The sequence below is a fragment of the Bacillus sp. CH_48 genome (assembly GCF_038008465.1).
GTDB lineage: Bacteria > Bacillota > Bacilli > Bacillales > Bacillaceae_G > Bacillus_A > Bacillus_A thuringiensis_S.
Window position 1 is genome coordinate 937,058 of the sequence record NZ_JBBOZF010000001.1, and the last position, 25,796, is coordinate 962,853.

Here is a 25,796-nt window from a genome sequence, read left to right on the forward strand (position 1 = left end):
CCAAATTCTAAAACGGTATTTGAGATGGATTCCATATTTCCAGTTCTAATCCATCTTTTTAATAATAATATATTCCGCTTAACATGAACACTCTTATACATATAATGAAAAAAGTGATGGCTACTTCCCATCACTTTTTCATTTATTCTATTTTTTCTCTAGCCCTTGTCCAAATGCTTTCAAGAAGCTAAAACCGAATGTAATAGCTCTATTGATATCTGGATCTTTTAATACTTTAAAGAAATCCATCACTTTTGTTTTTTTACCACAATTTAATTCATCTGTTGCAAATTGCAATCCTGTAACTAAACTTGACGTAATTTGCTTCGTTATTTCTGGGTCAACTGAAGATAACGCTTCTCCTGCCCCCATCATATTATTTAACGCATTTTTAACGGGTTCACGATTTAATTGCTCCACAGCGATTTTTGAAACATCTTCCTTCGCAGCAAGTAAACTAATTGCCGCATCTAATATACCAGCCTTCTGCAACTGTGCTAAAAGCTGCATCGTTTCTTCTACTGCTTCACGATTATTAGATAGCTCATTTAGAAGTTCATCTGCTACTTGCTGTTTCTGTTCTTCCTCTGTTACAACTTTCTTTTTAATTACAGTAATTTCTTTCGCCACTATCTCCGCCCCCTAGTCCACAAGTGATACGTATTGTTTTCTTTGCCATTTTTGCTCGATTTCAACACCGTTTTGCGGATTACGCTTTTTATCTCTCGGGTTTGAAGATGGTAACGGACGATTCCCTTTTTCACGTAGTACACGCATCTTTACCATCGTTTGTTTGTACGCTGGTGTACATGTATAAAGATCTGTCGCCGTTCCAGTTAAAATATTGATTGCCTCTTCATTTACCGTTGCATGCATCGGTAAATATAGCTCTTTCCCCGTTACACGATCTGTAACAAGTGCCTGTACTTTAATTTTCCCAAATGGTGATGCTAATTCTACAAGACCACCATCTTTCACATTGCGCTCTAGGGCAAGTTCAGGCGAGATTTCAACGAACACTTCAGATACTTTAGATAAAATACCAGCCGATTTATTCGTCATATTCCCTTCATGGAAATGTTCTAACATACGACCATTATTTAAAAGTAAATCATACTCATCTGGTGCTACAACTGGTGGTACCCATTCATCTAATGATAGACGAGCTAGTTTATCCGGGAAGTTAAATCCGTCCACATATAATAGCGGTGTATCACTGCCATCATGGCTACCCCAACATAAACTATTCCATCCTTCTAAACGATCGTATGTTGCCTGAGAATATAAAGGTGCAAGCGATGCGATTTCATCCATGATTTCACTTGGACTTTCATAATTCCAGTCCCCGCCAAGTGCACGAGCTACTTTTTGTAAAATCCACCAGTCTGGCTTTGAATCACCAAGCGGCTTCAATACTTCATATAATCTTTGAATACGGCGCTCTGTATTCGTAAATGTTCCCTCTTTTTCTAAGCTTGGTGCTGCCGGTAAAATAACATCAGCAAAACGAGCTGTTTTCGATAAGAACATATCTTGAACAACAAGGAAATCTAAATTCGCTAAAATATGTTGTACATGGTTGGCATTCGAATCTACTAAAGCCATTTCTTCACCCATAACATACATACCACGCAGTTTCCCTTCATCTGCCGCCAGTAACATTGCAATATTATTTAAGCCTGGTGCTTTCGGAATTGTAGTACCGTATGCTTTTTCAAATTTCGCACGGAGCGCATCATCTGAAACTGCTTGGTAACCTGGAAGCCAGTTTGGTAATGTTGCCATATCACAAGCGCCTTGTACGTTATTATGTCCGCGTAATGGATATGCTCCTGCACCAGGACGACGATAGTTACCCGTAACAAGCAATAGATTTGAAATTGCTGCTGAAGTTGTACTTCCTCCAGTATTTTGAGTTACACCCATTCCCCAAAGTACACAAGTACCATCTGCTTCATATACCATACGAGCCATTTCTTTCAGATTTTCTTTCGAAATCCCCGTAATTTCTTCTGTATAATCAAGCGTATACTTTTCTACCATTTTGCTATATTCATCAAAATTCTTCACATTTTCAGCTATGAACTTTTTATCGTGCCAATCTTGATCAATAATATATTTCGTAATACCAGCGAGCCATACGTAATCAGTTCCTTGGCGCGGATGAATGAATAAATCCGCACGCTCTGCCATTTCATGTTTACGAAGGTCTGCCACAATTAATTTTTGGTCATGTAATTTATGAGCACGTTTTACACGCGTTGCAAGTACAGGATGTCCTTCTGTTGGATTTGCTCCAACGATAATGACAAGGCCTGCTTCCGCAATATCTTTCACTGTTCCAGCATCCCCGCCCATACCGACAGTTTTAAATAAACCGTCTGTTGCTGGAGATTGACAATAACGGGAACAGTTGTCTACATTATTCGTTCCATATATTTGACGGGCTAGTTTTTGCATAAGATAATTTTCTTCATTCGTTACTTTCGAAGAAGAAATAAACCCAAATGCATCACTTCCATATTCTGATTTAATATGCTGCATATTGGATGCAACAACTTCCAGAGCCTCTTCCCATGAAGCTTCAACAAACATATCTCCTTGGCGAATTAATGGCTTTGTAATACGATCTTCACTGTTTACAAAATCCCATCCAAATTTGCCTTTTACACATGTGGAAATACCGTTAACCGGCGCATCTGAAACAGGCTGCACTTTCAAAATGTGGCGGTCTTTCGTCCATACTTCAAATGAACAACCTACACCACAAAATGTACAAACTGTTTTTGTTTTATTCACTTTCGTCTTACGCATCGCAGCCTCTACTTCTGAAACTGCTAAAATACTACTATATCCCGGCTCTACATCCTTTACAAAATCAATCATCGGATCTAACACATCCGGTTTCAATCCTGTCATGAATCCAGCTTCACCCAGCATTGTTTTTTCCATTAACGCATTACATGGACATACTGTTACACACTGCCCACAACTTACACAAGATGAGTCATTTATACTTACACCATTGTCCCATATAACACGTGGACGGTCTAAGCTCCAATCAATTGATATAGTTTCATTCACTTGTAAGTTTTGACATACTTCTACACACTGCCCACAAGCAATACATTGATTTGGATCATATCGATAAAATGGATGTGACATATCCACTTCACACGCACTTACTTTTGGCTCATACGGATATTTCTGTTCCTCAATTCCCATCATATGTACTGTATTATGGACTTTACAGTTACCATTATTGTTATCACAAACGGTACAATACAATAGATGATTCTCTAATATTCGATCCATTGCCTCAGTCTGTGCCTCTTTTGCACGCTGGGACTGTCTTTCGATATGCATACCGTTCTCTAATTTCGTTGAACAAGCACGCAATAACTTTCCATTTACTTCTACAATACACGTATCACAAGTTTGAATTGGATCTACTTCTGGTACATGACAAATTTGAGGATGTTCCAAATTACTCTCGTTAAATAATTGTAGTATCGTCTTTTCACCTGATGCAGAAAATTCTTTACCATCGACGGTTACACGGACTGTCTGTTCTGCCATAGTTTCCCCTCTCCTTACAACCAACTGTACAACACAATTATGAATCCGTTTTCAAAATCGCATTACTGTACATATTTTTGAAACGCTCTACCCAAATACTTTCTTATGAAGTCGATTCTAGATGTTATAAGGTATAACTACGAAAGCTTGAAAATATCACTATTCTACAGTTCTATTATATCGTACATATACAATAATAACCAAAATAATCTGTGATCTTCTTGTTAATAGGTGTTTTTATTTTTTCCATTGTTTTATGATAAATGTGGGAGAGAAATACATATAAAAGGGGAATTAAATATGGGGCCTACGCAAGAGACTTATACAATTGTACGTTATCAATCTGGTACATTTTCAAAACAACTTGATGAGATTGTCACAGAATCTCCTATTACTATTAAATTGAATGGTGAAGAATATGTAACAGTCGTATGCACACCAAATTATATTGAAGATATGGTAATTGGTTTTTTAATTTCTGAGGGGATTATTTCTTCCTATAAAGATGTTGAAGAACTATGGGTTCAAAAAGATAACGGAATTGTCCATGTAAAATCATCAAAAGTGAATCCGCTCTATCAAACTTTATATAATAAACGATACATCACTTCTTGCTGCGGAAAAGGTAGACAAGGTTTTATTTTCGTAAACGACGCAGCAAAAGCAAAAGACTTACATGATATACATGTAAAAATTACTCCTGAAGAATGCTTTCATTTAATGAATACCTTGCAACAATCTTCTACTACATTTCGCCAAACTGGCGGTGTTCACAATACCGCGCTATGTGATCGAAACAATATCCTCCTATCAAGAATGGATATTGGAAGACATAATGCATTAGATAAAATATATGGTCATTGTTTGCGTAACGATATATCCATTAAAGGAAAAATCATCGCATTTAGCGGACGTATTTCATCCGAAATTTTACTCAAAGTTTCAAAAATCGGATGTGAAATTGTTCTATCTAAATCCGCTCCAACAAAACTGGCATTGCAACTTGCCCATGATTTAGGCATTACAGTCGTAGGGTTTATTAGAAATGAATCTTGTAATATTTACACACATCCAAAACGAATTGATGGCTATCAATCCAATGTTTAAAAAATAAATCCTCAATCGAGGATTTATTTTAGTTATAAAAATGTAACATATTAAACACTTGAATAGTTAACAAAGTTAATATATAATTTCATTACATAATTAAAACAAAACATTGTAGCATATATCTTTTCATTCTTTTACAAATTAAAAGAGAATACTAACAAAACATATACTCAATCTTATAAAAGTAATGGATTTATTTGAAATCCACCAGGGAGGTTACAACTATGGAAATTCGCTTATTAACAACAGAGGACGCAGAAATATATTTAAAAGTTTGTATGGAAGGTTTAACGAAAAATCCGGAAGCTTTTAGCTCTTCTTATGAAGATGTTTTGAAACATGAGGATCCTGTAGCTGCTATGGCTAAACGATTAAGCAATCCGGATAAGTATACTCTAGGTGTCTTCAAAGATAATGATTTAATTGGTATCGCTACTTTAGAAACAAAACCATTTATTAAACAAGAACATAAAGCAAAAATTGGCTCCGTTTTTGTTTCTCCAAAAGCACGTGGTCTCGGAGCAGGACGAGCTCTCATTAAAGCCATTATTGAAAACGCCGATAAATTACATGTAGAACAACTTATGCTCGATGTTGTAGTTGGTAACGCTGGTGCCAAAAAATTATATGAATCATTAGGTTTCCAAACTTACGGCGTACAAGAACGTTCATTAAAACATAACGGTCAATATTGGGACGAGGAACATATGGTTCTGTTCTTAAATGATTAATACTTCAATATAAAGTGAAACTTTACTCAGTGGGGGATTTTTCCATCCCCCACTGAGTATTAGCTGAACCAATCGGGCTTTTACGGGGTAGTTTTCCAAAAACATCTTTCTTAATAAGAAAGATGTTTTTTTGCATTACAACAATGTAATCTTCATGTCACCTTTATCGATCGTACCAATCCTTACCATTCATTATACTAAAAATATAAAGTGAAACTTTAATTAGTAAAGCACCAATCACAAAATGAACGTATAGCATTCAATTGATATGTAGAGGAGAATGTGACATGAAACAAAACAAACGAGCTGTTCTTTTAATATTTACTACAGCAATTGTAACTTCTGGTTTAGCAATTTTACCTTGGTTTATCATATAGGAATACTCCCCTAATAATGAAAAAAGCTGATTGCTTCTTAAGAAGCAATCAGCTTTTTTATTTTATAAAATCCCTAAAATTTTATTTACGCAACTTATAATAATAACCATAGATACGGCAACACACATGACAACCGTATTACGATCTTGCTTTTCTTTTTTTGAAATTTCTTCTTTTGGATTCATGTGTATGATCTCCTTTTAAAAAAAGTGTGAGATAGGAAATTTTTCTTATCCGATGCGAGGTGAATACGAAAACCCTCTCTATCTCACATACACAATAGAATGGAATTGTCATTTTATAAATAAAATGACATGACGTTATGTCGCAACATAGGGTATTTTGTGTCGCTACGTTTTCTATTATAAAAAATAGTTGTGCAAAACTAGTGCATTTTTTATGTCAATTACTCTGAGCGAAAAAATCAGCCCTCCATTCAATCACATAAAAAGAGTTTTTATCCTTTTCGGCAAGAAGACTCCATCTGATTTGTGTTACGGGTGAAACCCAACAATTCAGGTGGAGATGAATTGCCGTCAGTCAATAAGGCTGAACTTTTTTGTTTCTTTTTGTCTTACGATACAATCTACTCTTAGATAAGGAGGGTATAGATCGTAAAACAACGAAATTGAATAATGATAATCATTCGGTTACTTGAGCCAAAAGGAATTACGATGAAGACTATATTCACATTTTGTTCCGTTTCATTTCAAATATTATCTTAGGGAAGAAATAATTTTAATGAACTCTCTGAGAAAGGTGGTGAAAACAATGGTTAAAAAGAAAGCAGTGAAAGTATTACGCAAACAAAAGAAAAGAGAAAACATGCAACGATTCACGCAGAAACAAAATATCGGACGAGCTAGTCTGACTGCAAAAGAATTCCGCTTACTGCAACGCATGTCACATAGTTCAAAAGCATTGCGAAATGTTGGATTGTACACGATGAAACAAAGTTATTTGAACCATAATAAAATGGCTACTGTAAAAGAAGTAGATACCGCCATGCAAGCCGATATGAACTACTGGGGCGTGCAATCAAACTCTGTGCAGGCTATTCGTAGAGCCTTATATGCAGAAGTGAAGAGCTTTTTTAAGGCATTGGAAACGTGGAAGAAAAATCCTGAAGCATTCACAGGGCGTCCTAATTTTCCGAATTATTCTCATTCAACTGACAAACGAATCATTGAAATCTATCAAGTGCCAAAAGTGGATGATAACGGGTATTGGCTGATTCCGATGAGTGTTGCATTCAGAAAAAAATTCGGTTCCATTAAAATACGTATGCCGAAAAACTTAAGACATAAAAAAATCTCCTACATTGAGCTTGTACCGAAGCAAAAAGGTCGGTTCTTTGAGGTGCATTACACATATGAGATGCACGTTTCTCAAATGAAGAAAACATCCACGACTACGAATAACGCTTTGAGTTGCGATTTAGGTGTAGACAGATTAGTAAGTTGCGTAACCAATACAGGTGATACATTTTTAATTGATGGTAAAAAACTAAAAGCCATTAACCAATACTTCAATAAAATGATACGTAGTCTGCAACAGAAAAATGTTGAAAACGGAATTTCAAAACGAGTTGTAACGAACAAAATGGCTGCACTTTGGCATAAACGGGAAAGGCAAATAAATGGTTACATTTCACAAACTGTAGGCTTGTTGTTTAAAAAAGTGAAAGAATGTAGTGTAGATACGGTTGTAGTAGGTTATAACGCTGGTTGGAAACAAAAATCAGATATGGGAAAAAAGAATAATCAACAATTTGTTCAAATCCCGTTTCATAAACTGATTGCGGCAATTGAGAATAAATGTATAAAAGAAGGCATCCGGTTTTTCAAACAAGAAGAAAGCTATACTTCAAAAGCTAGTTTTCTTGATAAAGATCCGGTTCCAGTTTGGACTAAGGATGATAGGACACACTATCACTTTAGTGGCAAACGAATGACTCGTGGTCTGTACCAAAGTAAAGCAGGAACATGTATCCACGCTGATATTAATGGTGCACTGAATACATTGCACAAATCAAAAGTGGTAGAATTGAAAGAGAATCTTAAAGTGAAAACGCCGATTCTATTAGAAGTGCAAAAACGTAAGGCTGTTGCTTCGCGCATAGCTTAGTGGGTGCGTCAACCATCCATATGTACTCGACTTGTCGGGGCTTGTAGCACACGCCAGATTCATCTGAGTGGTGGCTTCTTCCACAAGGGAGAATTGCTCTTTTTCGAAAGGGTGGTGCAAGTGGGAAAACAATCATTCGTTGCCAGTACCAACCAAAAACATACTTGGGGTGTTACCATAAGGTGGCATGAATGCTAGAGCGTCAAACTGTCTAGCGATGGACGAAAAGACCTAGCGTTCAAACTCAAGCCCCCACTGAAACGATTCATTTCAGTGGGGGTAGTTGACTATTTTCATGTAAACTATACAAGTAGAATGAACAGTTTGGGGTGCACAAGATTATGGTAAAAATTTTATTAGTAGACGATGAAGAACGTATGTTACGATTATTAGATCTGTTCTTAAGCCCTCGCGGCTATTTTTGTATGAAAGCTACCTCTGGCCTTGAAGCACTAAAATTAATCGAACAAAAAGAATTCGATATTATTTTATTAGATGTTATGATGCCAAGTATGGATGGATGGGATACTTGCTATCAAATTCGTCAAATTTCCAACGTTCCTATCATTATGTTAACAGCTCGCAACCAAAACTACGATATGGTGAAAGGCCTCACGATGGGCGCAGATGATTATATTACAAAACCATTTGATGAGCATGTATTAGTCGCACGAATCGAGGCTATATTACGCCGTACAAAGAAAGATGGCTTTGTTAGTTTCAATGGTATTGAGTGGGATAAAACGAAACATACTGTCACAGTTTATGATGAAAAAATCTCATTAACTCCTATCGAATTTTCGTTACTCGGATTATTTTTGCAAAATACAAACCGTGCTTATAGCCGAGATGATTTAATCGAAAAAATTTGGGGCTATGAAACAGATATCGAATATAGAACAATTGATTCACACATTCGTAATATCCGTGATAAACTACGCAAAAAAGGATTTCCAATTGAAGATTACCTAGAAACGGTCTATAAAGTCGGATATAAATGGAAAAGTGAATAATTACTTCGGTCAGTGGGAAATCGTATACCACTGACTCTTTATTATGAATAAGGTATGGTGAAAAAATGAGTAAACTTTCCCTTAAAATTGGGACATACTTTTTAATATTAGCTTTATGTATTGAAACAATTGCTTTCGTATCTTTTTATAAAAGCCTTTCAAAAATGCGTATTGTAGAGGAAACAGATGCTCTTTTAGAGAAAGGTAATCGCTATAGTAAAAAAATTAAAAGCCGCGAGAGACGGGATGAATATTATAAAGAAATGAAACACGCTGAACATAATAAAAATCCTAAACGTCCTGTGTATCCTGAGTTCGATATTACGAATGAGGCTGCACACTTAGTTGAATCGGAATCAATTTCTAACTCCGATATAGCTATCATTATTACTGACCATAACGGCAAAATTATTTCCACCTCAGAACCCGTAACAAAAGATATGCAAAAACAACTTACTTGTAAAACAGAAACTGTCCCAGACGGCGGATTGGTCGTTGAAAGAAACTGGAAAAAATCAAAGTTCATCACAACAGTAAGCCCACTTAACACAACAAAGTTTCAAGGAAAGCTATATATGCTATTAAAAACATCTTTCCTAGAAAATATGTTACTTAAACTCATGAACCAATTTCTTATCATTAGCGTTTTAACAATTATTTTAACAACAATTTCTGTCTTTGTTTTTTCACGCGTTATTACAGAACCACTTGTAAAAATGAAGAGAGCGACAGAAAAAATGTCAAAATTAAATAAACCAATTCAATTAGGTATTAAACGGAATGATGAACTCGGAAGTTTAGCAAAAACAATTGAAGATTTATCGAGTGAACTTACGTATATGAAAAAAGAGCGCAATGAATTTCTCGCTAGTGTCGCTCATGAACTATTAACTCCATTGACCTATATGAAGGGTTATGCAAAGGTAGCAAAGAGAGACTCTTTAACAAAAGAGGAGCGAGAAGAATACTTACAAATCATTGAGGATGAAACGGATAGTGTAACCGATCTCGTCCAAGATTTATTTATGCTTGTACAATTAGAACAACACCAATTTGTTATAAAAAAACAAAAAGTGCTTCTTCAGCCATTTTTAGAACGAATGGTTGAAAAAACAAAAACAACATTAACGAATAAGCAAATGCAACTTCATGTATATTGCAAAGATGATTTAGAAGTTTGTATAGACGAAAGACGTATGGAACAAGTTATGTTAAATTTATTACACAACGCTTATCAACATTCGCCAGAAAACACATCTATTACGATACGTGTACTCATGGAAACAGATTCTTTTACAATAAGTGTACAAGATGAAGGTGAAGGTATTCCTGAAGAAGATATCCCGCATATTTTTGACCGCTTTTATCGTGTCGATAAATCTAGAACACGAGCTACAGGCGGAAAAGGTATCGGGCTAGCTGTTGCAAAGGAAATTGTAGAATTGCATAACGGTTCTATTCTAGTAACAAGCCAATTAGGAGCGGGAACAAACTTTATAATCGAGCTACCTTTTGAATAATATGCGTGTGAAAACACCAGTAGTAGTAAACACTACTGGTGTTATTTTGTTCATAAAAACAGCTCATATAAGCTAAGCTTTTGAAATTATTCTTATTTCAATATAAAATAAAGGTACATTTGCAAAGATTTGGAGGGTGATATAATTGGATATCCATGTATTAACAAAAGACGAAGCAGAAATTTACTTAGAACTTCGCGTAGAAGGATTAAAGCAAAACCCTGAAGCATTCAGCTCTTCTTATGAAGATATTATTAATAAAGAGTGTGCGATTGAATATAAAGCACAAAAATTAGCACAAGATGAAAACTATACGCTAGGTGCATTTAAAGATGGAAAATTAATCGGGGTTGCAACACTGGAAACGAAACCATATGTAAAACAAGAACATAAAGCTAAAATCGGTTCTGTATATGTATCTCCAAAAGCACGTGGACTTGGAGCAGGAAAAGCACTTATTAAAGAATGTCTTGAGCTTGCTAAATCTTTAGAAGTAGAACAAGTTATGCTTGATGTTGTTGTTGGCAACGATGGAGCGAAAAAACTTTATGAATCATTAGGTTTTAAAACATTCGGTGTACAAGAACGTTCATTAAAATATAACGGACAATATTGGGACGAAGAGCATATGGTCTTATTCTTAGATGAAAATAAATAATAAAAAACATCCTCATGTTTGGAGGATGTTTTTTACTTTCTGGTAAACCATGCCGTGTGTAATAATTGAATCGCTTTCGCAATTTCTTCCTCTGATAATATCGCAAACCCAAGTAAAACTACACTCTCAGGCGCCGTACCGTCTTTATAGTACGTAGACACAGGATATATTTTGATACTATGTTTCGCAGCTTCTTGAATTAATTCTTCTTCCCGCATTCCGTTATGCACTTTTAATAAAATGTGTAATCCCGAATCTTCTCCTATCACTTCAACACGATTAGAGAAATACTTCTCTATTTCAAAAACAAGTCGATCTCTCTTCTTTCGGTAGACGACACGCATTTTATGAATATGTTTTTCCCAATAGCCTTCATTTAAAAATCTTCTAATCACTTCTTGGTCCATTCTTGAAACACTTTGTGTATAAAATAAATATTGCTGTTGATACTTTTTAATTAATTTCTTCGGCAACACCATATAGCTCATCCGTAGCGATGGCAATAATGCTTTAGATAGCGTCCCCATATAAATAACTTTCCCCTCTGTATCTAACCCTTGTAGCGCCGGTATAGGCTTTCCAGAATAGCGAAATTCACTATCATAATCATCTTCAATCATATACCTGCCCTCTTCTTTCTTTGCCCATTGTAAGAGCTGCATCCTTCTCGTAATAGGCATAATCATTCCATATGGAAACTGATGGGAAGGTGTAACAAATACAACATTCGCATTGCTATTTTCTAAATCTGCAATACAAATTCCATCTCTATCTAAAGATAACATTTGGACTCTTGCTTCTCCCTGTTCAAAAACAACCATCTTCCTATGATACCCTGGGTTTTCAACTGCATAATTGCTTCCCTTTAACAATTGAAACAATAGTTTCACTAATATTTGTGTTCCCGCTCCTAATACAATTTGACTAGCTGAACAACGCACACCTCTAGATTCATACAAATAATTCGTAATCTCTTCTCTTAAGCTCGCTTCCCCTTGAGGGTGTCCTAGAAAGAGAAGTTCGTTATTATGCGGCTGCCATACTTCATTTACAATTTTCCGATACATATTGAATGGAAAAGCATTTGTATCAATTCCTGTTTGTGTAAAGTCAAATTTATAACTCTTCTCCTGAAACGGTACTTCTTCTATTCTCTCTCCGCAATCCTCTACATGAACCATTTGCTCAATCTTGCATACAAAATAACCTTTTCTCGATATCGACTCAATATAACCTTCTGCAAGTAATTGTTCGTACGCTGCCTCTACTGTATTTTTACTTACTTGTAAATGTATCGCTAACTTTCGCTTAGCTGGTAATTTCGTAAAAGGTACAATCGATCCATCTTTAATTTCTTTTTTTATATACTCATACAATTGCACATATAATGCCTTTTTACTATTCACATTTAAATTAGGCGTTAATTCTAACATAATATCTGACCCCTTAATAAAACTAAAATCTGATACTTTTTACAGTACCAGAAGTTATATATAATTCCTTTTATCATGTCACACATAAAAAATCAAATACCGGAGAGGAGAAACATGATAATGAACAATGGTAGACGTATCGGACTTATTATGATTATTACAGGGGCTACATTATGGGGATTATCTGGTCCAATGATTCAGTGGCTATTTCAGCATACTAATGTATCCTCAATTGATTTTTTAACAATTCGCTTGTTGCTTGCAGGAATATTTATTTTGTCTTTCTTACTTACAAAGAAACAAAACATATTTCAAATTTGGAAACACCCTAGATATTCTATACAACTTATTATTTTCTCTATTCTCGGCATGCTCGGTGCACAATACGCCTTTATCGAAACGGTTCATATTAGTAACGCGGTCACAGCAACGCTATTTCAATTTCTAGGTCCTGTTCTTATTACCATGTATGTTGCATTTGAACAAAGAAAATTCCCTGCTTCTATGCAACTATTCGCAATTATAACTGCGCTAACAGGGACATACTTCATTATTACAAATGGCTCAATTGAAAATGTTGTTTTATCTAAAGAAGCTATTATTTTTGGACTATTAACAGCAATCGGATTTGCATTTTATACCCTCCATCCAGCTTCGCTTATTAAAGCATGCGGAACAACCATAGTAATTGGCTGGGGGATGTTAATCGGCGGCATCGCCCTGCTTATTTGTAATAGTTCGTTTGGATGGAGTCAGCTTTCACAAACCTTTACACCAAAAACTTTTTCTATGCTTATTCTTATCATTATAAGCGGCACTCTTTCTTTCCTTCTTTATATCGGTAGTCTGAAATATTTAGCCGCAACAGAAACAAGCATTTTATCTAGCATTGAACCCCTTGTAGCTGCCATCGTTTCAATCACTTGGCTAAATGAATCTTTTGGAACATATCAATTATTAGGCGGCGTATGTATCGTTCTGTCCGTTATTTTTTTGACGATGCCTCAAAAAGAAACCGAACCAACCTATACAACGGAACAAATATAAGGTGAAACTTTAATCAGTGTGGGTTTGTTCATCCCCCCCACAGATTATTAACCTACACCAATCGGGCTTTTACGGGATAAAAAATGTCAAAAGAGGTCGTACAAAACTTACGACCTCTTTTTATAATTTAAAGGAATTGTCCCGCCTTCTAGCAAATACAATTACACTAACAATAAAAACTAGGAGTGTGGCACCATGAAAAAAATCGGAACTATGCTACTTCTCTCCTTCCTCATCACTGGATGCACACAAGCACAACCTGATTCAAAAGTACCTAAAACAGAAGCTGTCACAACATCATCCACTCAAGTGAACGCACCTTCCTTCTTTCACCTTAGTGTTTTAAAAGATGTAAATTGGGAAGAAGCACCCTCATTCATAGACGGAAAAATACCTTTAAAAGGCATCGAAAAAAAAATCGCAATGGCTGATAGTCCTATTATCGCAAATGAACAAAATGAAATAATGTGGTACTTTCTAGATTCTGAAATACCAACTGGAAAATTGTCTATTATTGCGCTAAAACAAGGATCTGTAACTCCAACACCAGTACTCTTTCAAAAAGAAACTTCCAAACAAACTTGGACTACTTCAAATACAATCGATTCTACTACAAGCGAACTCCCTCTCGCTATGTCACTACCTTCATCTGGATTATGGTTATTAAATATATATGTGAATGAAAAATATTATGATCAGTTTGTAATCACCGCTGAGTAAAGTGACAAAAATAAACCACTTTCTTACAACAATGTAATTTCTACGTCATGTACTTCGATAGTTGAATTATCTCTCTTCTCTTATACTTAAAGTAAGAAATGAAACGAGGAGAGATGAGAGATGAAAAAAATGATAGAAGTGATCGTAGCAGTAACTGAGGTTTTAGTAAATGGTAAACAAGTTGCAATGGAATTAAATAAATAGTGAAGAAACATAAATAATTCTACACTTCTTCATTATTTTGATTTCTTATCTCAAAAAAGCAGTGCCTTTTAGGCACTGCTTTTAGCTATTAATAACTTGTTATTTTCGTAATTTGCGCCACGCCTGAATCAATAGCTGCTTTCGCTACTGCTTCTGCAACACTTGGAACAACTCTTTTATCTAATGGATTCGGGATTACATAATTCGCATTACGTTCTTCGTCCGTAATGATGTTAGCGATCCCATATGCTGCCGCTAATTTCATCTCTTCTGTAATATCAGTCGCGCGCACATCTAACGCACCGCGGAATATTCCGGGAAACGCCAATACATTATTTACTTGATTCGCATAATCCGAGCGCCCAGTTCCTACTACAGCTGCCCCAGCCTCTAATGCATCCTCAGGGAAGATTTCTGGAATTGGATTCGCCATCGCAAACACAATTGCTTTCTCATTCATCGTCTGTACAAGTTCTTTCGTTAATACGTTAGGAGCAGATACGCCAATAAAAATATCAGCTTGGTGAATCGCTTCTTTTAACGTTCCACGCACATGTTCACGATTTGTCTTTTTTGAAACTTCAATTTGCGCTTCGTTCATCCATGTTTCACCTTCACAAACAATACCTTCTAAGCTAACTAATGTAATGTACTTTGCACCAGCCTTTAATAATAATTTTCCAATTGCAATTCCTGCCGAACCCGCACCGTTAATAACGATTTTTACATTATCCATTTGTTTGCTAACAACTTTTAATGCATTAATAACAGCTGCTAAAACGACAATAGCTGTTCCATGTTGATCATCATGGAATATAGGAATATTCGTTTCTTCTTTTAATCGTTTTTCAATTTCAAAACAACGTGGTGCTGCAATATCTTCTAAATTAATCCCTGCAAATGTAGGCTCTAAATTTTTTACAAGGGTAACGATTTCATCTACATCCGTTGTGCCTAAACATAATGGGAAAGCATCTACATTCGCAAACTTCTTAAACAAAATACTTTTTCCTTCCATAACAGGCATAGCCGCTTTTGGTCCAATGTTTCCTAAACCAAGTACCGCTGTTCCATCTGAGACAACCGCCACCATATTACCACGTGCTGTATAGTCATACACCGTTTCTTCATCTGCCGCAATTGCTTTACAAGACTCAGCTACACCTGGTGTATACGTCAGGCTTAAATCATCCGCTGAATTTACCTCCACTTTACTTGTAATTTCAATTTTCCCTACTAACTCTTTATGCAATAACAATGATCTTTCATTAATTTGATTTGCTAACATACTTATAATCTCCCCTTAATTTGACAAGCTAGCTATATGAATATAGCTAGCTTGTTTAATCATGAAAACATCTTTAATAATATTGTCGCTGTTACAACCATTGCTGCCCCGCCTAAACGAGTAGAAATTTGCGCGAACGGCATTAATTCCATACGATTTGAAGCCGATAAAATAGCGACATCTCCAGTTCCACCTAAACCGCTATGACATCCAGTTACAATCGCTGATTCAACTGGATACATTTTCATCACTTTCCCTACAAGAAAACCTGATGCTACCATTGTAAGAACAACCGATGCACACACAACAACATATCCTACTGAAAGAACTGCTGCTACGTCTTTTAACGGAATATATAGCAATCCTAATCCAACCATTAAAGGCCAAGTTAAATTTTTTGAAATAAATTTATATAAATGGAATGCTCCTTGCTCCATTTTCGCTGGCATTAATTTAAAGTATTTCACAAGTGCTGCTGAGAAAATCATAATGATTGCCCCAGGAATACCGATGAACTTAGAAGCAAATCCTCCGAAGATGAAGAACGTACACGCAATTAATAAACCTGCTCCCATTAATGAGAAGTCAATTGGCTTCTCTGTATTTTGTTCTTTTAATAATTCTGCTTGATTGTCCGTTTTCACTAATACACCGTTACCACTAAGCTCCGGTTTCTTCTCACCTAAACGCTTCATATACCCTGCACTTACAATTGCGAACATATTTCCAATAATAGCTGCTGGAATAAGCTGTGATACAAACGTTGCTGATGATTCATTTAAAATATCACTATAAGCTAGCGACAATGGTAAAATTCCTTCCCCGATACCACCACTCACAATTGGTACGATGATAAAGAAGAATGTCTGCTTCATTTCAAATCCAAATAGTGAACCGACCAATAATCCTACTGCTACAGAAGCTAACGTCCCTACTACTAAAGGAATAAACATACGAACGAAACCTTGTACTAACACTTTACGGTTCATTCCTAAAATACTTCCGACTACTAAACAAGAAATATATAGATATAAAAAGTTCGATTTTTTCATTAACATTGTCGCAGCTTCCATTGAAGCTGGATTCATCCAGTTAAAAAATACAAGTAATGATGGAATAAATAACGAAAGTATTGCTGGACCGCCGATATTTTTTAAAATTGGAATTCTCATCCCAATATCGCCTAAGAAAATCCCCATGATCATAATAACTGCAAATCCACCAATCATATCTGCTGGCAATTTATTATATACAGATGCCCCATAAATAATAGCAGCCAATACTACATATAACGGTAAAGGTATAACACCGATTTTTACATTCATAATTTTAGAAGCGAAAGATTCTCTTTGTACTTCATTTCCTTCAGAAAATGATACCGCTTCCACATTCTTTTGAATTCCCATATGGCACCCCCTCGTTTTCTTAATAACAATATTAAAACGCTTTCAATAGTAAAAATAGTTTTTGTAAGTTTTGTAATTGATTTTGTAATTAAAAAAAGTATAAGCGACTTATACTAAGTCGCTTATACGTAAAACTCTATTTTCTTTTGATCAACACATCTTAATTTACTTACAGGTCTTCCCACATGTTGGTACATCATTTCGTTTTCTAACACCCCAATGTCAGTCAAAAACATTACATATTTTCGAATAGAAACTCTTGAAATTCCAACTAATTGTGCCATTTCATCTGTTGTAAACACTCTTCCATTCAGCGACTCGATCTTCTGCCAAATTAATTGCAACGTTTGCTTCGTTAACCCTTTCGGAAGCTCTTTAGTGACAGTAGGCTCTCTTTTTTCTTTTTGTAAAATTAACGAATCTAATTCCGATTGACTAATTTTTTGTTGTTCTTTCATGAAAGTAAATTTCTCTCGATATATAGTTAATGCCTCTTTAAATCGTTCAAATGTAAATGGTTTAATTAAATAATCTACAACTCCATATTGTAATGCTTTTTTAATACTCCCCATATCATGTACAGCTGAAATCATCATTATATCGATTTCTTTTTCTTGGTTCCGGATATACATTAAAAGCTCAAACCCAGTCTCTTCAGGCATAAAAATATCAAGTAATACTAAATCCACTCGTGATGTCTCTAATACTTCTATCGCCGACTTTACTGAGTTAGCTGCTTGAACAAGTTCAAACCCTCCTACTTGCTCTAAATAGTGCGTATTTAACATTGCTACCATCGGGTCATCTTCTACAATTAAAACTTTAATCATATTTGCCTCTCATCCCTACCTTTAGGTATTTCAATTGTTATCGTTGTTCCCTTTCCTACTAATGAATGCATATGAATTTCCCCATTTATTCGCTGTATACTTTCTTTTACAAGATACAAACCATAACCCCGGTTATCTCCCTTTGTGGAATAACCTTTCGTAAATAATTCCTCTATTTCTTTTTCTTGTATACCTTTTCCCGTATCTTGTACTGTAATAGTTAATATATCCCCATGTTGTATCTCAATTTCAACTTGCTTCTTTTCACAATTCATCACTGCTTCTAATGCATTATCAATTAAATTTCCGACAATCGTAATAAGTTCATGAGTAATACTTTCATCATCTATTTCCGGCATATAAGAATCTTCACTTATAATTAATTTTATATTTTTCTCTCTAGCATAGCTGAGCTTACCTAGTAAAAAACCAGCAAATACTGGACTTTTTATTCTTTTCATAACTCCACCAATTTCATATTGATGCTCTGATACCATACCGCTTATATACCTCTGTAATTCTTCATACTGTTTCATATGTGTAAGCCCTAATACGACATGCATCTTATTCATAAACTCATGAGATTGTGCCCGTAATGCTTCTGCATATAGTCTAATACCAGTTAGTTCCTCTGCTAGTTTTCTAATCTCTGTTTTATCACGAAATGTTGCAATTGCACCCACTATTTCTCCTTTTACATATAAAGGAACTCGATTCGTCACAATCGTAATTCCATAAATATTTTGTTCTTCGTTTAATTGTACTTCTCCCGTTTGCAATACTTCTTTTATACGTGAATTTGGCATATACAACTCAACATCTTTACCGATAAAATTTTCTTCAAGTCCACTTTTTTTAAATAGACGTTTTGCTTCATTATTAATTAACGTTACTCTAGCCTCTTTATCTACAGCAATGATCCCCTCCTTTACAGATTGTAGCATCGTATTTCTTTCTTCAAGAATTTTTGCTATCCTGTGCGGCTCAAGACCGAATAAACTTTTCTTGATATGTCTAGCTAGCAATATTGCTCCTATAATTCCGACTAATACTCCAACTCCGACACCAATATAAATGATATGTCTACTTTCCTTAACTCTCTCTTTTACATTATCTGCTGAAATACCAACGGCCACTGCTCCAAGTTGTTCACCTGTTTCAGAAAATATTGGTACAAACACTCGCATGGAAATACCTAAAGTTCCTTCTGCTAACGATACATGTTCTTTTCCTTTCAATGCAGGCCCTTCGTCCCCACCAATGAAATGACGACCTATTTTTTGAGGATCTGGATGAGATTTTCTTATTCCATCCATGTCCATAACTACAATAAATTGAACACCTGTGTTTTTTAATATCCTATTTGTATACGTTTGGATTGCAGGATTATCCGCTTTCCCAACCAAGCCATTGATTACAATTGAATCATTCGCCACAATGTGTGCAATTGTTTTTGCTTTCTCTGCTTGGCTATCCTCCGTCGCCCGTTCTACATTATTACTAATTAATATATCTGTCACAAGTAAAGAAAAAATTACAACTGTACAAACTAACAATGTAATCGTTTTCCACAAATTCCATAGTCTTTTTCTTTTTTTCATCCCGTTAATGACTCCCCTAATTGCTGAATAGAAAAATAAGTAAGGTGATATTATTTTCACCTTACTTATCTGCTGTTATTATACTTTAAATTTACTAGTCATCGCTTGTAGTTCTTCGGCCATCCCAGCTAAGTTTTGCGAAGCTGAACTAATTTCCTCCATTGAATTAACCTGTTCTTCTGTTGAAGCCGCAACACTTTGCATACTAGCTGTATTTTCTTCTGCAGCCGCTGCAATTTCATCAATAGCATTTGTCACTTCATTTGCATCTCCAGCAATTCTCTTCGTTGTTTCTACCATTTGATTAACTTGAGAAACAATATGTGTAGTAGAACTTAAAATTTCCGTAAAACTTACTTTCGTTTTTGTTACAACATCAAGGCCTTGTTGAACTTCTCCATTCACATTATCCATTGCCTTAACAGTATGTTCAATATCCGCCTTAATTTCTGCAATTAAATTTGCAATCTCTCCAGATGACTCTCCTGATTGCTCTGCTAATTTTCTAACCTCATCTGCTACAATAGCAAATCCTCGACCCTGTTCACCTGCTCTTGCTGCTTCAATAGCCGCATTTAAAGCTAATAAGTTCGTTTGAGTAGCTATGTTTTGAATTGCTTCAGAAATAGCTCCTACTTGCTTTGATTTCTCATCAAGAAGTTTAATAATAGCATCTGACTCGGATACCGACCTAGAAATAGACTGCATTTGTTTTGCAGTTTGTTCAACTAAATCTTCTCCCTCTTCAGCTCTTTCTCTCGCATGTAATGAGGAAATAGAAATTGACTCTGCGCTTCCGGTTACATCTTGAATTGCTGTATTTACTTGTTGTAATGTAGCCGCACCTTCTTCAACACCTTGACTTTGTGATTCAGCCCCACCTGATACTTGTTCCATTGCAATTGTAATTTGATCTGTCGCATCATTTGCTTGCTGTACGCTCGCTGTTAACTCCTCAGCCGATGCCGCGACATGTTCTGCTGAAAAGCTAATTTGGGTAATAACATCTTGTAAAGACGTAGACATTTCATTAAATGAAGTCCCTAATTTCCCTATGTCATCCTTAGAATGGATTGTAATTTTCTCTGTTAAATCTCCCTTACTAATTTTATATGCTGATTCAGCTATTTTTCGTAATGGCCCTGTAATAGACCTTGTAATGAAATAAATTAATACACTACCAAATGCAATAGCGATAGCAATAACAATTAAAGTCTTATAAAACACTGGACTGGCAGCTTGGGTAATTTCTTCATCGAACATAACTCCAACTACTTTCCAGCCGGTTTTTTCATTTGTTGCAAAGATTAAATTCTTTTTATCATCTTGTTCTGTATAAGACACATTTCCTTGTTTATCTTCATAAATTGGTTTAACCCAAGGATCAGTAACTTTCGCACCTGGTTTTCTAGATGGATGACTAACAATTTGCTTATTTTGATCTAAAATAACTGCATAACCTTTTTCACCAATGTTAATCATTTTAGAAATTTTTAAGATGTTATCTAAATTTAAGTTAATTCCTATAACACCTTTACCATCTTTTACTTCTTTCGCAATGGTCACTACCATATTTTTTGTAGATGCTGATTGATATGGTGCAGTAACAATTACTTTCCCTTTATTTTCATGTGCTTCTTTATACCAAGATCTATCTGTTGGATTATACCCATCAGCCATTTGGATAAATGGTTCTCTTATAAACTTTCCCGTCTGCGTTCCAATATAAATACCTTCTACTTCTGGATGAAGCTTTATATATTGTGCTAACTTCGTTCTCACTATCTCTTCTTGTCCATTTGGATATGTATCCTCTGTTAAGATGTCTGCAAAATACGTCGCATCAACAAATTTCTCTTCTATATTTTGAGAAATAACAGTATTTAAAACTGAAATATTCTCCTTTGCTTTATCTGTCATTTGATGTTCAAAATTTGTTTTGGCAGTTTGATATGAAACACCACCGATAATAATTCCTGGTATAGTTAAAATAATAAAAAATGAAATGATTAATTTTTTCTTGATACTCATACATTTAACCCAGTTAAATATTTTTTGCATAATAAGCCTCCTTTATGTAATGTGGATACTTGTGTCATTTTATACAATTAACATACATAAAACAATATATAATGATAACATGTAAATTTTTCGTCAATTATGCATTTTTCCATATTCACTCCTTAATAAGGATTTTAATCATAAAATAAGAGAACTTTAGCATTATATATACTAAAGTTCTCTTATTTCTCAACAGCTTCTACTCTAAAAAATTTCTCTTATAATCTTCAATCTCTATCCTTCGCCTTATAGTCATCTTACTAAAACTCTTCATCCTAATTTATTTGGAGCTCTTTACATAACTAATTGCCTGACTCCCCATTTGCACCCATGCCTGTTCAAAGCTTTCTCTCGGTACTTTTACATCTAAGCTATCCTCAAGTGGATCTCGAATATATACAGATTCCTGATCATACCCAATAAGTACAATACAATGTTCATTATACGTAATAGAAACATCTCCACTATTTGTTTCCCATGTAGTAAATTCATCTTCATCTAATGGTGCAAATGTTGCATTCGTAATCATGACTACCGGTTTCCCTGCTTTTACACTCTTATAAATCTCTTCTATATTCTTCCCAGTTAAGTCTACAGCTTTATTAGGTAAATATTTTTCTGCTAACTGAAAAAGTGGCCCATGATATACACCATATCCTGATTCAGAGAATGTATAAATATTACCTACAAATCCTTCATTCGGATTCCCGCGCACACCATCGTCTATAAAATCAACTTTTTTTATTTCATTTGCTAATGTCATCTTATCCACTGAAACACCAGCGTATTGTAACATCATTGCTAAACTTGTCACTTCACAGCCTCTATCCAATTCTGGTAACTGCTGAATTAATGGAACATTTGATAAGATGACTTTTTCATCGTTATTACTAAACTCCGTTTCTTTTCCTCTTTGTATATTTGAGAATGTAAACTTCTCTACATACTTTGGAATTCCATTTGTATATACACTCCATATTGCTGCACCTAGTAAAGCTGTACATATATACCACTTCAATTTTCTTATCACTTTCACGCCCTTATTAATTCGTTAAATAAGAATAAAATGCGTCAGCATCCGTTCTAATCATCGGTACAAAATTTAGTTCTTTTCCTTTTTCAGGCTGATCTTTTTTTATCTTTTCCGCTAACTCTTGAATATTCATATTCATTTTATCCATATTAAGCTCATCTGCCATTTGTAGCACCTTTTGTTCATTAATTTCTTTTAATATTTGATATATATCTTTACCGTACAAATCAATATGATATTTTTTTGCTTCTTCCTGTACTTTTTGTTCGTACACTTCTTGTGCTAACTCTTCAATTTCTTTTCCTTTTTGAGAAATGTCTAACTTTCCTGCTTCTTCTCTTACTTTCGTTCCGTAGATTTCTTCCGCGATGTCTTCAATTTCTTTTCCATCTGTAGAAATGCCTAATTTATCTGCTTCATCTTTAATTTTAATCGTATTAATTTGAGTAATTAAATCTACAATTGATGTATTCTCTATAGATATACCTAGCTTTAACGCTTCTTGCTTTACTTTTGTTTCATAGATTTCTTCTGACAGCATCCCAACATCTTTTCCTTCAATCGAAATACCTAACTGCTCTGCTTCCCTTCCTACTTCTGTTTCATGAATTTCTTTTTCTAATGTAATTTGTTCTTTTCCTTCCGTTTCAATACCTAGTTCCTCTGCTTTTTCTTCTGTATGCACTGCATGTATCTTACCATTGTTCAATTGTTCTTTACTGCGCTGCGTGTAATCTGTCTTTCCTTTTTGTGTTTCAGAAGGAGAGGCACCCCCTAATATGCTTAAACTCATTACTCCAATAGTGAATACCGTCATCATTTTCTTTTTCAAAATTAATTCCTCCCTCTTACACTTTCTTTTTCAGCATTCCCATAATTTTTTTAATACTATACATACATCTCATCGCTGCTTGAGATAACATTATGATTGATAAAATCCACTCACATACACCTAGTCTCTTCTTCATGTAACGAACGTTCTTTATGCCATACATAATATAAATAGTTTCTTAACTTTCCCTTAAAAAAAAGACGACCTTGTAAAAACAAGATCGTCTTCTTACTTATATTTTTTGATTTTTAGGAAAAATCACTTCAAAACAAGTGCCATTTCCCCATCTGCTCTCTACTGATATTTTTCCATAATGCTTTTCTACAATCCAATTTGCGATTGAAAGACCTAATCCAGCTCCTTCTGACGTACTTCTTGCTTTATCCCCTTGATAAAAACGATCAAATAATTTCGGAATATCTTCTTCTTTCACTCCTATCCCGTCATCCTTCACCTGTATACGAATTGAACTACTCGTTTGCGTACAATCTATTTGAATATGCCCACCTTCGTTTGTATACTTCATCGCATTATCTAACAGTATGACCATCATTTGATGAATCCGCTCTCTATCCCCCATAAAAGATACACCACGTTCTACTTTTAGTATCATTTCTTTTTCCTGATAAGAAGCAATCTCTTTATATGGAGCTACTATTTCTTCTAACAATTTATCAAGTTCAAATGTTTTCTTATCCATCTCAATTTGATTAGAATCAGAACGTGCTAGCAATAATAAATTACTAACGAGTTTCGATAACCGCCTACATTCTTTTGAAATTGTAGAAATATCCATCGCTTTTTCTTCTATCGTAGCGGATGGTGATTGGAATAACACATCCGTTTTTGATTGAATAACTGCAAGCGGTGTCCTTAGTTCATGTGATGCATCAGAAACGAATTGCTGCTGTTTCTCCCATGAATTTTGAATAGGTACAAGTGCTCTGCCAGCTAGGAAAAAGCCGATACCTATCGCACAGAGGCTTCCTATGCTACAACCTATAACGAGGATTAAAAATAAAGTATTTAACATTCTTTCTTCCGCTGTTATATCTCGCACGATTTGAACTATTTCTCCATCTTTTTGAAGCGAAAATGCTCTAAAATATCGTCCTTGTACTTCAATATCCTGTAACTCCCCTAATTTTTTTGGAGAAAACTTTTCCAAATTCTCTTCAAAAATAGAACGGAATTTACGGTTATCGCCCTCTATTTTCACTATTTTCCCATTCCAAGTTATTCTAGTTACTCGCGGATCTCCAATCTGGATATTCTCTATGCGTTTTCTTGGTGGTATTTTAACATCTAATTTTTCTCTATACTGAGCCATCATTTTTATAGATTGATCCACTTCATTATAAATACGCTTATATGTGTATGAATAAATAATACTGCCTAATATACCTATTAATAGGATAAATACTAATGAATTCACTATAGTCAAACGAATGCGTGTCTTTTGAAACATACTTCCTTTTTTCATTGTTCTTTTAATATATATCCAATACCTCGAACGGTTTGAATATCTTTCTGATAACCGAATGGCTCTAATTTTTTACGTAAATGATGCACATACACTTCTACAATTGCTACTGTCGTATCTGAATCAAATCCCCAAACACGATCAAAAATTTGTTCACGCATTAAAATCTTCCCGCTATTTTGAATGAGATACTCTAGTAGCTCATATTGTTTCAATGTCAACTTAATACCTTGTCCATCTACTTGAACGTCTTTATCTTTTCCGAACAATTCAATCCCTTTATAGCGAATCGTTTGCTGCGTTGTTAAACTACCACTTCTGCGTAGTAAAGCGCGAATTCTCGCTTTTAATTCAGGGGCCTGAAATGGCTTAACGATATAGTCATCTCCACCAAAGTCCAATCCCTTCACCCGATCTTCTAAAGAATCTCTCGCTGTCAAAAACAGGACTGGTGTTTCAATCTTTTCATCACGTATTTTTTGAATCACTTCAAATCCGTCCATCCCTGGCATCATCACATCCAACAAAATTGCATCATATATATTTTGAAGCGCTAAAAACAATCCATCTTCTCCATTTATTGCCGTATCTACTTCAAATTCATCACGCAAAATTTGTACGATAGACTCTAATAACGAAGTATTATCTTCTACTACAAGTAAGCGCATGCTCTCACCTTCCATCAAATAGTTCAATTCTATTTATTATTACATTTCTTCTCTTCATAACAAAAGAATGTAGTT

General features: G+C 35.1%; 21 protein-coding genes and 1 pseudogene. 8 read left to right on the forward strand and 14 right to left on the reverse strand.

Annotation, left to right across the window (positions count from 1 at the left end; genetic code table 11):
• Positions 1 to 147: 147 nt before the first annotated feature.
• Positions 148 to 630: a DUF1641 domain-containing protein gene (locus tag N2V92_RS04520; protein WP_001040538.1), complete on the reverse strand. Its 483-nt coding sequence runs from the start codon at positions 628 to 630 to the stop codon at positions 148 to 150.
• Positions 631 to 642: 12 nt separating this feature from the next.
• The gene (gene fdhF, locus N2V92_RS04525) at positions 643 to 3,579 is read right to left on the reverse strand and encodes a formate dehydrogenase subunit alpha (RefSeq protein WP_000840671.1); all 2,937 of its coding nucleotides are present in this window, start codon (positions 3,577 to 3,579) and stop codon (positions 643 to 645) included.
• A 300-nt stretch (positions 3,580 to 3,879) separates the two neighbouring features.
• Here fdhF and fdhD point away from each other — a divergent pair, with 300 nt between their 5' ends.
• Together fdhD and N2V92_RS04535 are read left to right on the forward strand one after the other, a co-directional pair.
• The gene (fdhD, locus tag N2V92_RS04530) at positions 3,880 to 4,686 is read left to right on the forward strand and encodes a formate dehydrogenase accessory sulfurtransferase FdhD (protein WP_000529230.1); all 807 of its coding nucleotides are present in this window, start codon (positions 3,880 to 3,882) and stop codon (positions 4,684 to 4,686) included.
• A gap of 227 nt (positions 4,687 to 4,913) precedes the next feature.
• Complete coding sequence (locus tag N2V92_RS04535) at positions 4,914 to 5,420, forward strand: GNAT family N-acetyltransferase (RefSeq protein WP_000405874.1); 507 nt, start codon at positions 4,914 to 4,916, stop codon at positions 5,418 to 5,420.
• 439 nt (positions 5,421 to 5,859) lie between these two features.
• On the opposite strand, the gene N2V92_RS04540 is transcribed toward N2V92_RS04535, so the two are convergent.
• Complete coding sequence (locus N2V92_RS04540) at positions 5,860 to 5,982, reverse strand: hypothetical protein (protein ID WP_001068392.1); 123 nt, start codon at positions 5,980 to 5,982, stop codon at positions 5,860 to 5,862.
• A 586-nt stretch (positions 5,983 to 6,568) separates the two neighbouring features.
• Here N2V92_RS04540 and N2V92_RS04545 point away from each other — a divergent pair.
• The 4 genes from N2V92_RS04545 (at position 6,569) to N2V92_RS04560 (ending at position 11,115) form a co-directional block, all read left to right on the forward strand.
• Complete coding sequence (locus N2V92_RS04545; RefSeq protein ID WP_042597091.1) at positions 6,569 to 7,924, forward strand: RNA-guided endonuclease TnpB family protein; 1,356 nt, start codon at positions 6,569 to 6,571, stop codon at positions 7,922 to 7,924.
• 341 nt (positions 7,925 to 8,265) lie between these two features.
• Positions 8,266 to 8,937 (forward strand): response regulator transcription factor, encoded by a 672-nt coding sequence (locus N2V92_RS04550; RefSeq protein ID WP_000238957.1) that lies wholly within the window; start codon positions 8,266 to 8,268, stop codon positions 8,935 to 8,937.
• Positions 8,938 to 9,002: 65 nt separating this feature from the next.
• Positions 9,003 to 10,457, forward strand: coding sequence for a HAMP domain-containing sensor histidine kinase (locus tag N2V92_RS04555; protein ID WP_000041024.1), 1,455 nt, complete (start codon positions 9,003 to 9,005; stop codon positions 10,455 to 10,457).
• Positions 10,458 to 10,602: 145 nt separating this feature from the next.
• Positions 10,603 to 11,115 (forward strand): GNAT family N-acetyltransferase, encoded by a 513-nt coding sequence (locus tag N2V92_RS04560; protein WP_000351212.1) that lies wholly within the window; start codon positions 10,603 to 10,605, stop codon positions 11,113 to 11,115.
• 32 nt (positions 11,116 to 11,147) lie between these two features.
• Here the strand turns inward: N2V92_RS04560 and pdxR are convergent, their stop codons facing one another.
• The gene (gene pdxR / locus N2V92_RS04565) at positions 11,148 to 12,548 is read right to left on the reverse strand and encodes a MocR-like pyridoxine biosynthesis transcription factor PdxR (protein WP_000891922.1); all 1,401 of its coding nucleotides are present in this window, start codon (positions 12,546 to 12,548) and stop codon (positions 11,148 to 11,150) included.
• Between the two features lie 120 nt (positions 12,549 to 12,668).
• Here pdxR and N2V92_RS04570 point away from each other — a divergent pair, with 120 nt between their 5' ends.
• Together N2V92_RS04570 and N2V92_RS04575 are read left to right on the forward strand one after the other, a co-directional pair.
• Complete coding sequence (locus tag N2V92_RS04570) at positions 12,669 to 13,595, forward strand: DMT family transporter (RefSeq protein ID WP_001059061.1); 927 nt, start codon at positions 12,669 to 12,671, stop codon at positions 13,593 to 13,595.
• A gap of 195 nt (positions 13,596 to 13,790) precedes the next feature.
• Positions 13,791 to 14,315, forward strand: coding sequence for a DUF4871 domain-containing protein (locus N2V92_RS04575; protein WP_000719685.1), 525 nt, complete (start codon positions 13,791 to 13,793; stop codon positions 14,313 to 14,315).
• Between the two features lie 292 nt (positions 14,316 to 14,607).
• Here the strand turns inward: N2V92_RS04575 and N2V92_RS04580 are convergent, their stop codons facing one another.
• The 10 genes and pseudogenes from N2V92_RS04580 to N2V92_RS04620 all read right to left on the reverse strand — a co-directional run bounded on the left by N2V92_RS04580 (position 14,608) and on the right by N2V92_RS04620 (position 25,721).
• Positions 14,608 to 15,807, reverse strand: a complete 1,200-nt coding sequence (locus tag N2V92_RS04580) for an NAD(P)-dependent malic enzyme (RefSeq protein WP_000880775.1) — start codon at positions 15,805 to 15,807, stop codon at positions 14,608 to 14,610.
• Between the two features lie 59 nt (positions 15,808 to 15,866).
• Positions 15,867 to 17,213: a 2-hydroxycarboxylate transporter family protein gene (locus tag N2V92_RS04585; RefSeq protein WP_000512725.1), complete on the reverse strand. Its 1,347-nt coding sequence runs from the start codon at positions 17,211 to 17,213 to the stop codon at positions 15,867 to 15,869.
• A gap of 122 nt (positions 17,214 to 17,335) precedes the next feature.
• Positions 17,336 to 18,043 carry a response regulator gene (locus N2V92_RS04590; RefSeq protein WP_000598656.1) on the reverse strand — a complete coding sequence of 236 codons (708 nt, stop codon included), beginning with the start codon at positions 18,041 to 18,043 and terminating at the stop codon, positions 17,336 to 17,338.
• Entirely contained in the window at positions 18,040 to 19,644 is a 1,605-nt protein-coding gene (locus N2V92_RS04595) for a sensor histidine kinase (RefSeq protein ID WP_170264824.1), read from the reverse strand. Before N2V92_RS04595 ends, N2V92_RS04590 begins: the two co-directional genes overlap by 4 nt.
• A 78-nt stretch (positions 19,645 to 19,722) precedes the next feature.
• Positions 19,723 to 20,670 carry a methyl-accepting chemotaxis protein gene (locus tag N2V92_RS29985; protein ID WP_433996687.1) on the reverse strand — a complete coding sequence of 316 codons (948 nt, stop codon included), beginning with the start codon at positions 20,668 to 20,670 and terminating at the stop codon, positions 19,723 to 19,725.
• Positions 20,662 to 21,705, reverse strand: a pseudogene (locus N2V92_RS29990) (HAMP domain-containing protein); the annotation flags it as partial. The gene N2V92_RS29985 and the pseudogene N2V92_RS29990, both read right to left, overlap by 9 nt.
• A gap of 280 nt (positions 21,706 to 21,985) precedes the next feature.
• Positions 21,986 to 22,741, reverse strand: a complete 756-nt coding sequence (locus N2V92_RS04605; RefSeq protein WP_003255893.1) for a C39 family peptidase — start codon at positions 22,739 to 22,741, stop codon at positions 21,986 to 21,988.
• A gap of 7 nt (positions 22,742 to 22,748) precedes the next feature.
• Positions 22,749 to 23,570, reverse strand: coding sequence for a hypothetical protein (locus N2V92_RS04610; protein ID WP_000728579.1), 822 nt, complete (start codon positions 23,568 to 23,570; stop codon positions 22,749 to 22,751).
• Between the two features lie 232 nt (positions 23,571 to 23,802).
• Positions 23,803 to 25,053 carry a sensor histidine kinase gene (locus tag N2V92_RS04615; RefSeq protein WP_000715828.1) on the reverse strand — a complete coding sequence of 417 codons (1,251 nt, stop codon included), beginning with the start codon at positions 25,051 to 25,053 and terminating at the stop codon, positions 23,803 to 23,805.
• The gene (locus N2V92_RS04620) at positions 25,050 to 25,721 is read right to left on the reverse strand and encodes a response regulator transcription factor (RefSeq protein WP_002162940.1); all 672 of its coding nucleotides are present in this window, start codon (positions 25,719 to 25,721) and stop codon (positions 25,050 to 25,052) included. The genes N2V92_RS04615 and N2V92_RS04620 overlap by 4 nt, the downstream gene beginning before the upstream one ends.
• Between the last annotated feature and the right edge of the window lie 75 nt (positions 25,722 to 25,796).

Excerpts from the sequence above, each read along its gene's own strand:
- fdhF (WP_000840671.1), bottom strand. The coding sequence starts at position 3,579 with ATGGCAGAACAGACAGTCCGTGTAACCGTCGATGGTAAAGAATTTTCT.
- fdhD (WP_000529230.1), top strand. The coding sequence starts at position 3,880 with ATGGGGCCTACGCAAGAGACTTATACAATTGTACGTTATCAATCTGGT.
- N2V92_RS04535 (WP_000405874.1), top strand. The coding sequence starts at position 4,914 with ATGGAAATTCGCTTATTAACAACAGAGGACGCAGAAATATATTTAAAA.
- N2V92_RS04540 (WP_001068392.1), bottom strand. The coding sequence starts at position 5,982 with ATGAATCCAAAAGAAGAAATTTCAAAAAAAGAAAAGCAAGATCGTAAT.
- N2V92_RS04545 (WP_042597091.1), top strand. The coding sequence starts at position 6,569 with ATGGTTAAAAAGAAAGCAGTGAAAGTATTACGCAAACAAAAGAAAAGA.
- N2V92_RS04550 (WP_000238957.1), top strand. The coding sequence starts at position 8,266 with ATGGTAAAAATTTTATTAGTAGACGATGAAGAACGTATGTTACGATTA.
- N2V92_RS04555 (WP_000041024.1), top strand. The coding sequence starts at position 9,003 with ATGAGTAAACTTTCCCTTAAAATTGGGACATACTTTTTAATATTAGCT.
- pdxR (WP_000891922.1), bottom strand. The coding sequence starts at position 12,548 with ATGTTAGAATTAACGCCTAATTTAAATGTGAATAGTAAAAAGGCATTA.
- N2V92_RS04570 (WP_001059061.1), top strand. The coding sequence starts at position 12,669 with ATGAACAATGGTAGACGTATCGGACTTATTATGATTATTACAGGGGCT.
- N2V92_RS04575 (WP_000719685.1), top strand. The coding sequence starts at position 13,791 with ATGAAAAAAATCGGAACTATGCTACTTCTCTCCTTCCTCATCACTGGA.
- N2V92_RS04580 (WP_000880775.1), bottom strand. The coding sequence starts at position 15,807 with ATGTTAGCAAATCAAATTAATGAAAGATCATTGTTATTGCATAAAGAG.
- N2V92_RS04585 (WP_000512725.1), bottom strand. The coding sequence starts at position 17,213 with ATGGGAATTCAAAAGAATGTGGAAGCGGTATCATTTTCTGAAGGAAAT.
- N2V92_RS04590 (WP_000598656.1), bottom strand. The coding sequence starts at position 18,043 with ATGATTAAAGTTTTAATTGTAGAAGATGACCCGATGGTAGCAATGTTA.
- N2V92_RS04595 (WP_170264824.1), bottom strand. The coding sequence starts at position 19,644 with ATGAAAAAAAGAAAAAGACTATGGAATTTGTGGAAAACGATTACATTG.
- N2V92_RS29985 (WP_433996687.1), bottom strand. The coding sequence starts at position 20,670 with ATGTCTACGTCTTTACAAGATGTTATTACCCAAATTAGCTTTTCAGCA.
- N2V92_RS04615 (WP_000715828.1), bottom strand. The coding sequence starts at position 25,053 with ATGAAAAAAGGAAGTATGTTTCAAAAGACACGCATTCGTTTGACTATA.
- N2V92_RS04620 (WP_002162940.1), bottom strand. The coding sequence starts at position 25,721 with ATGCGCTTACTTGTAGTAGAAGATAATACTTCGTTATTAGAGTCTATC.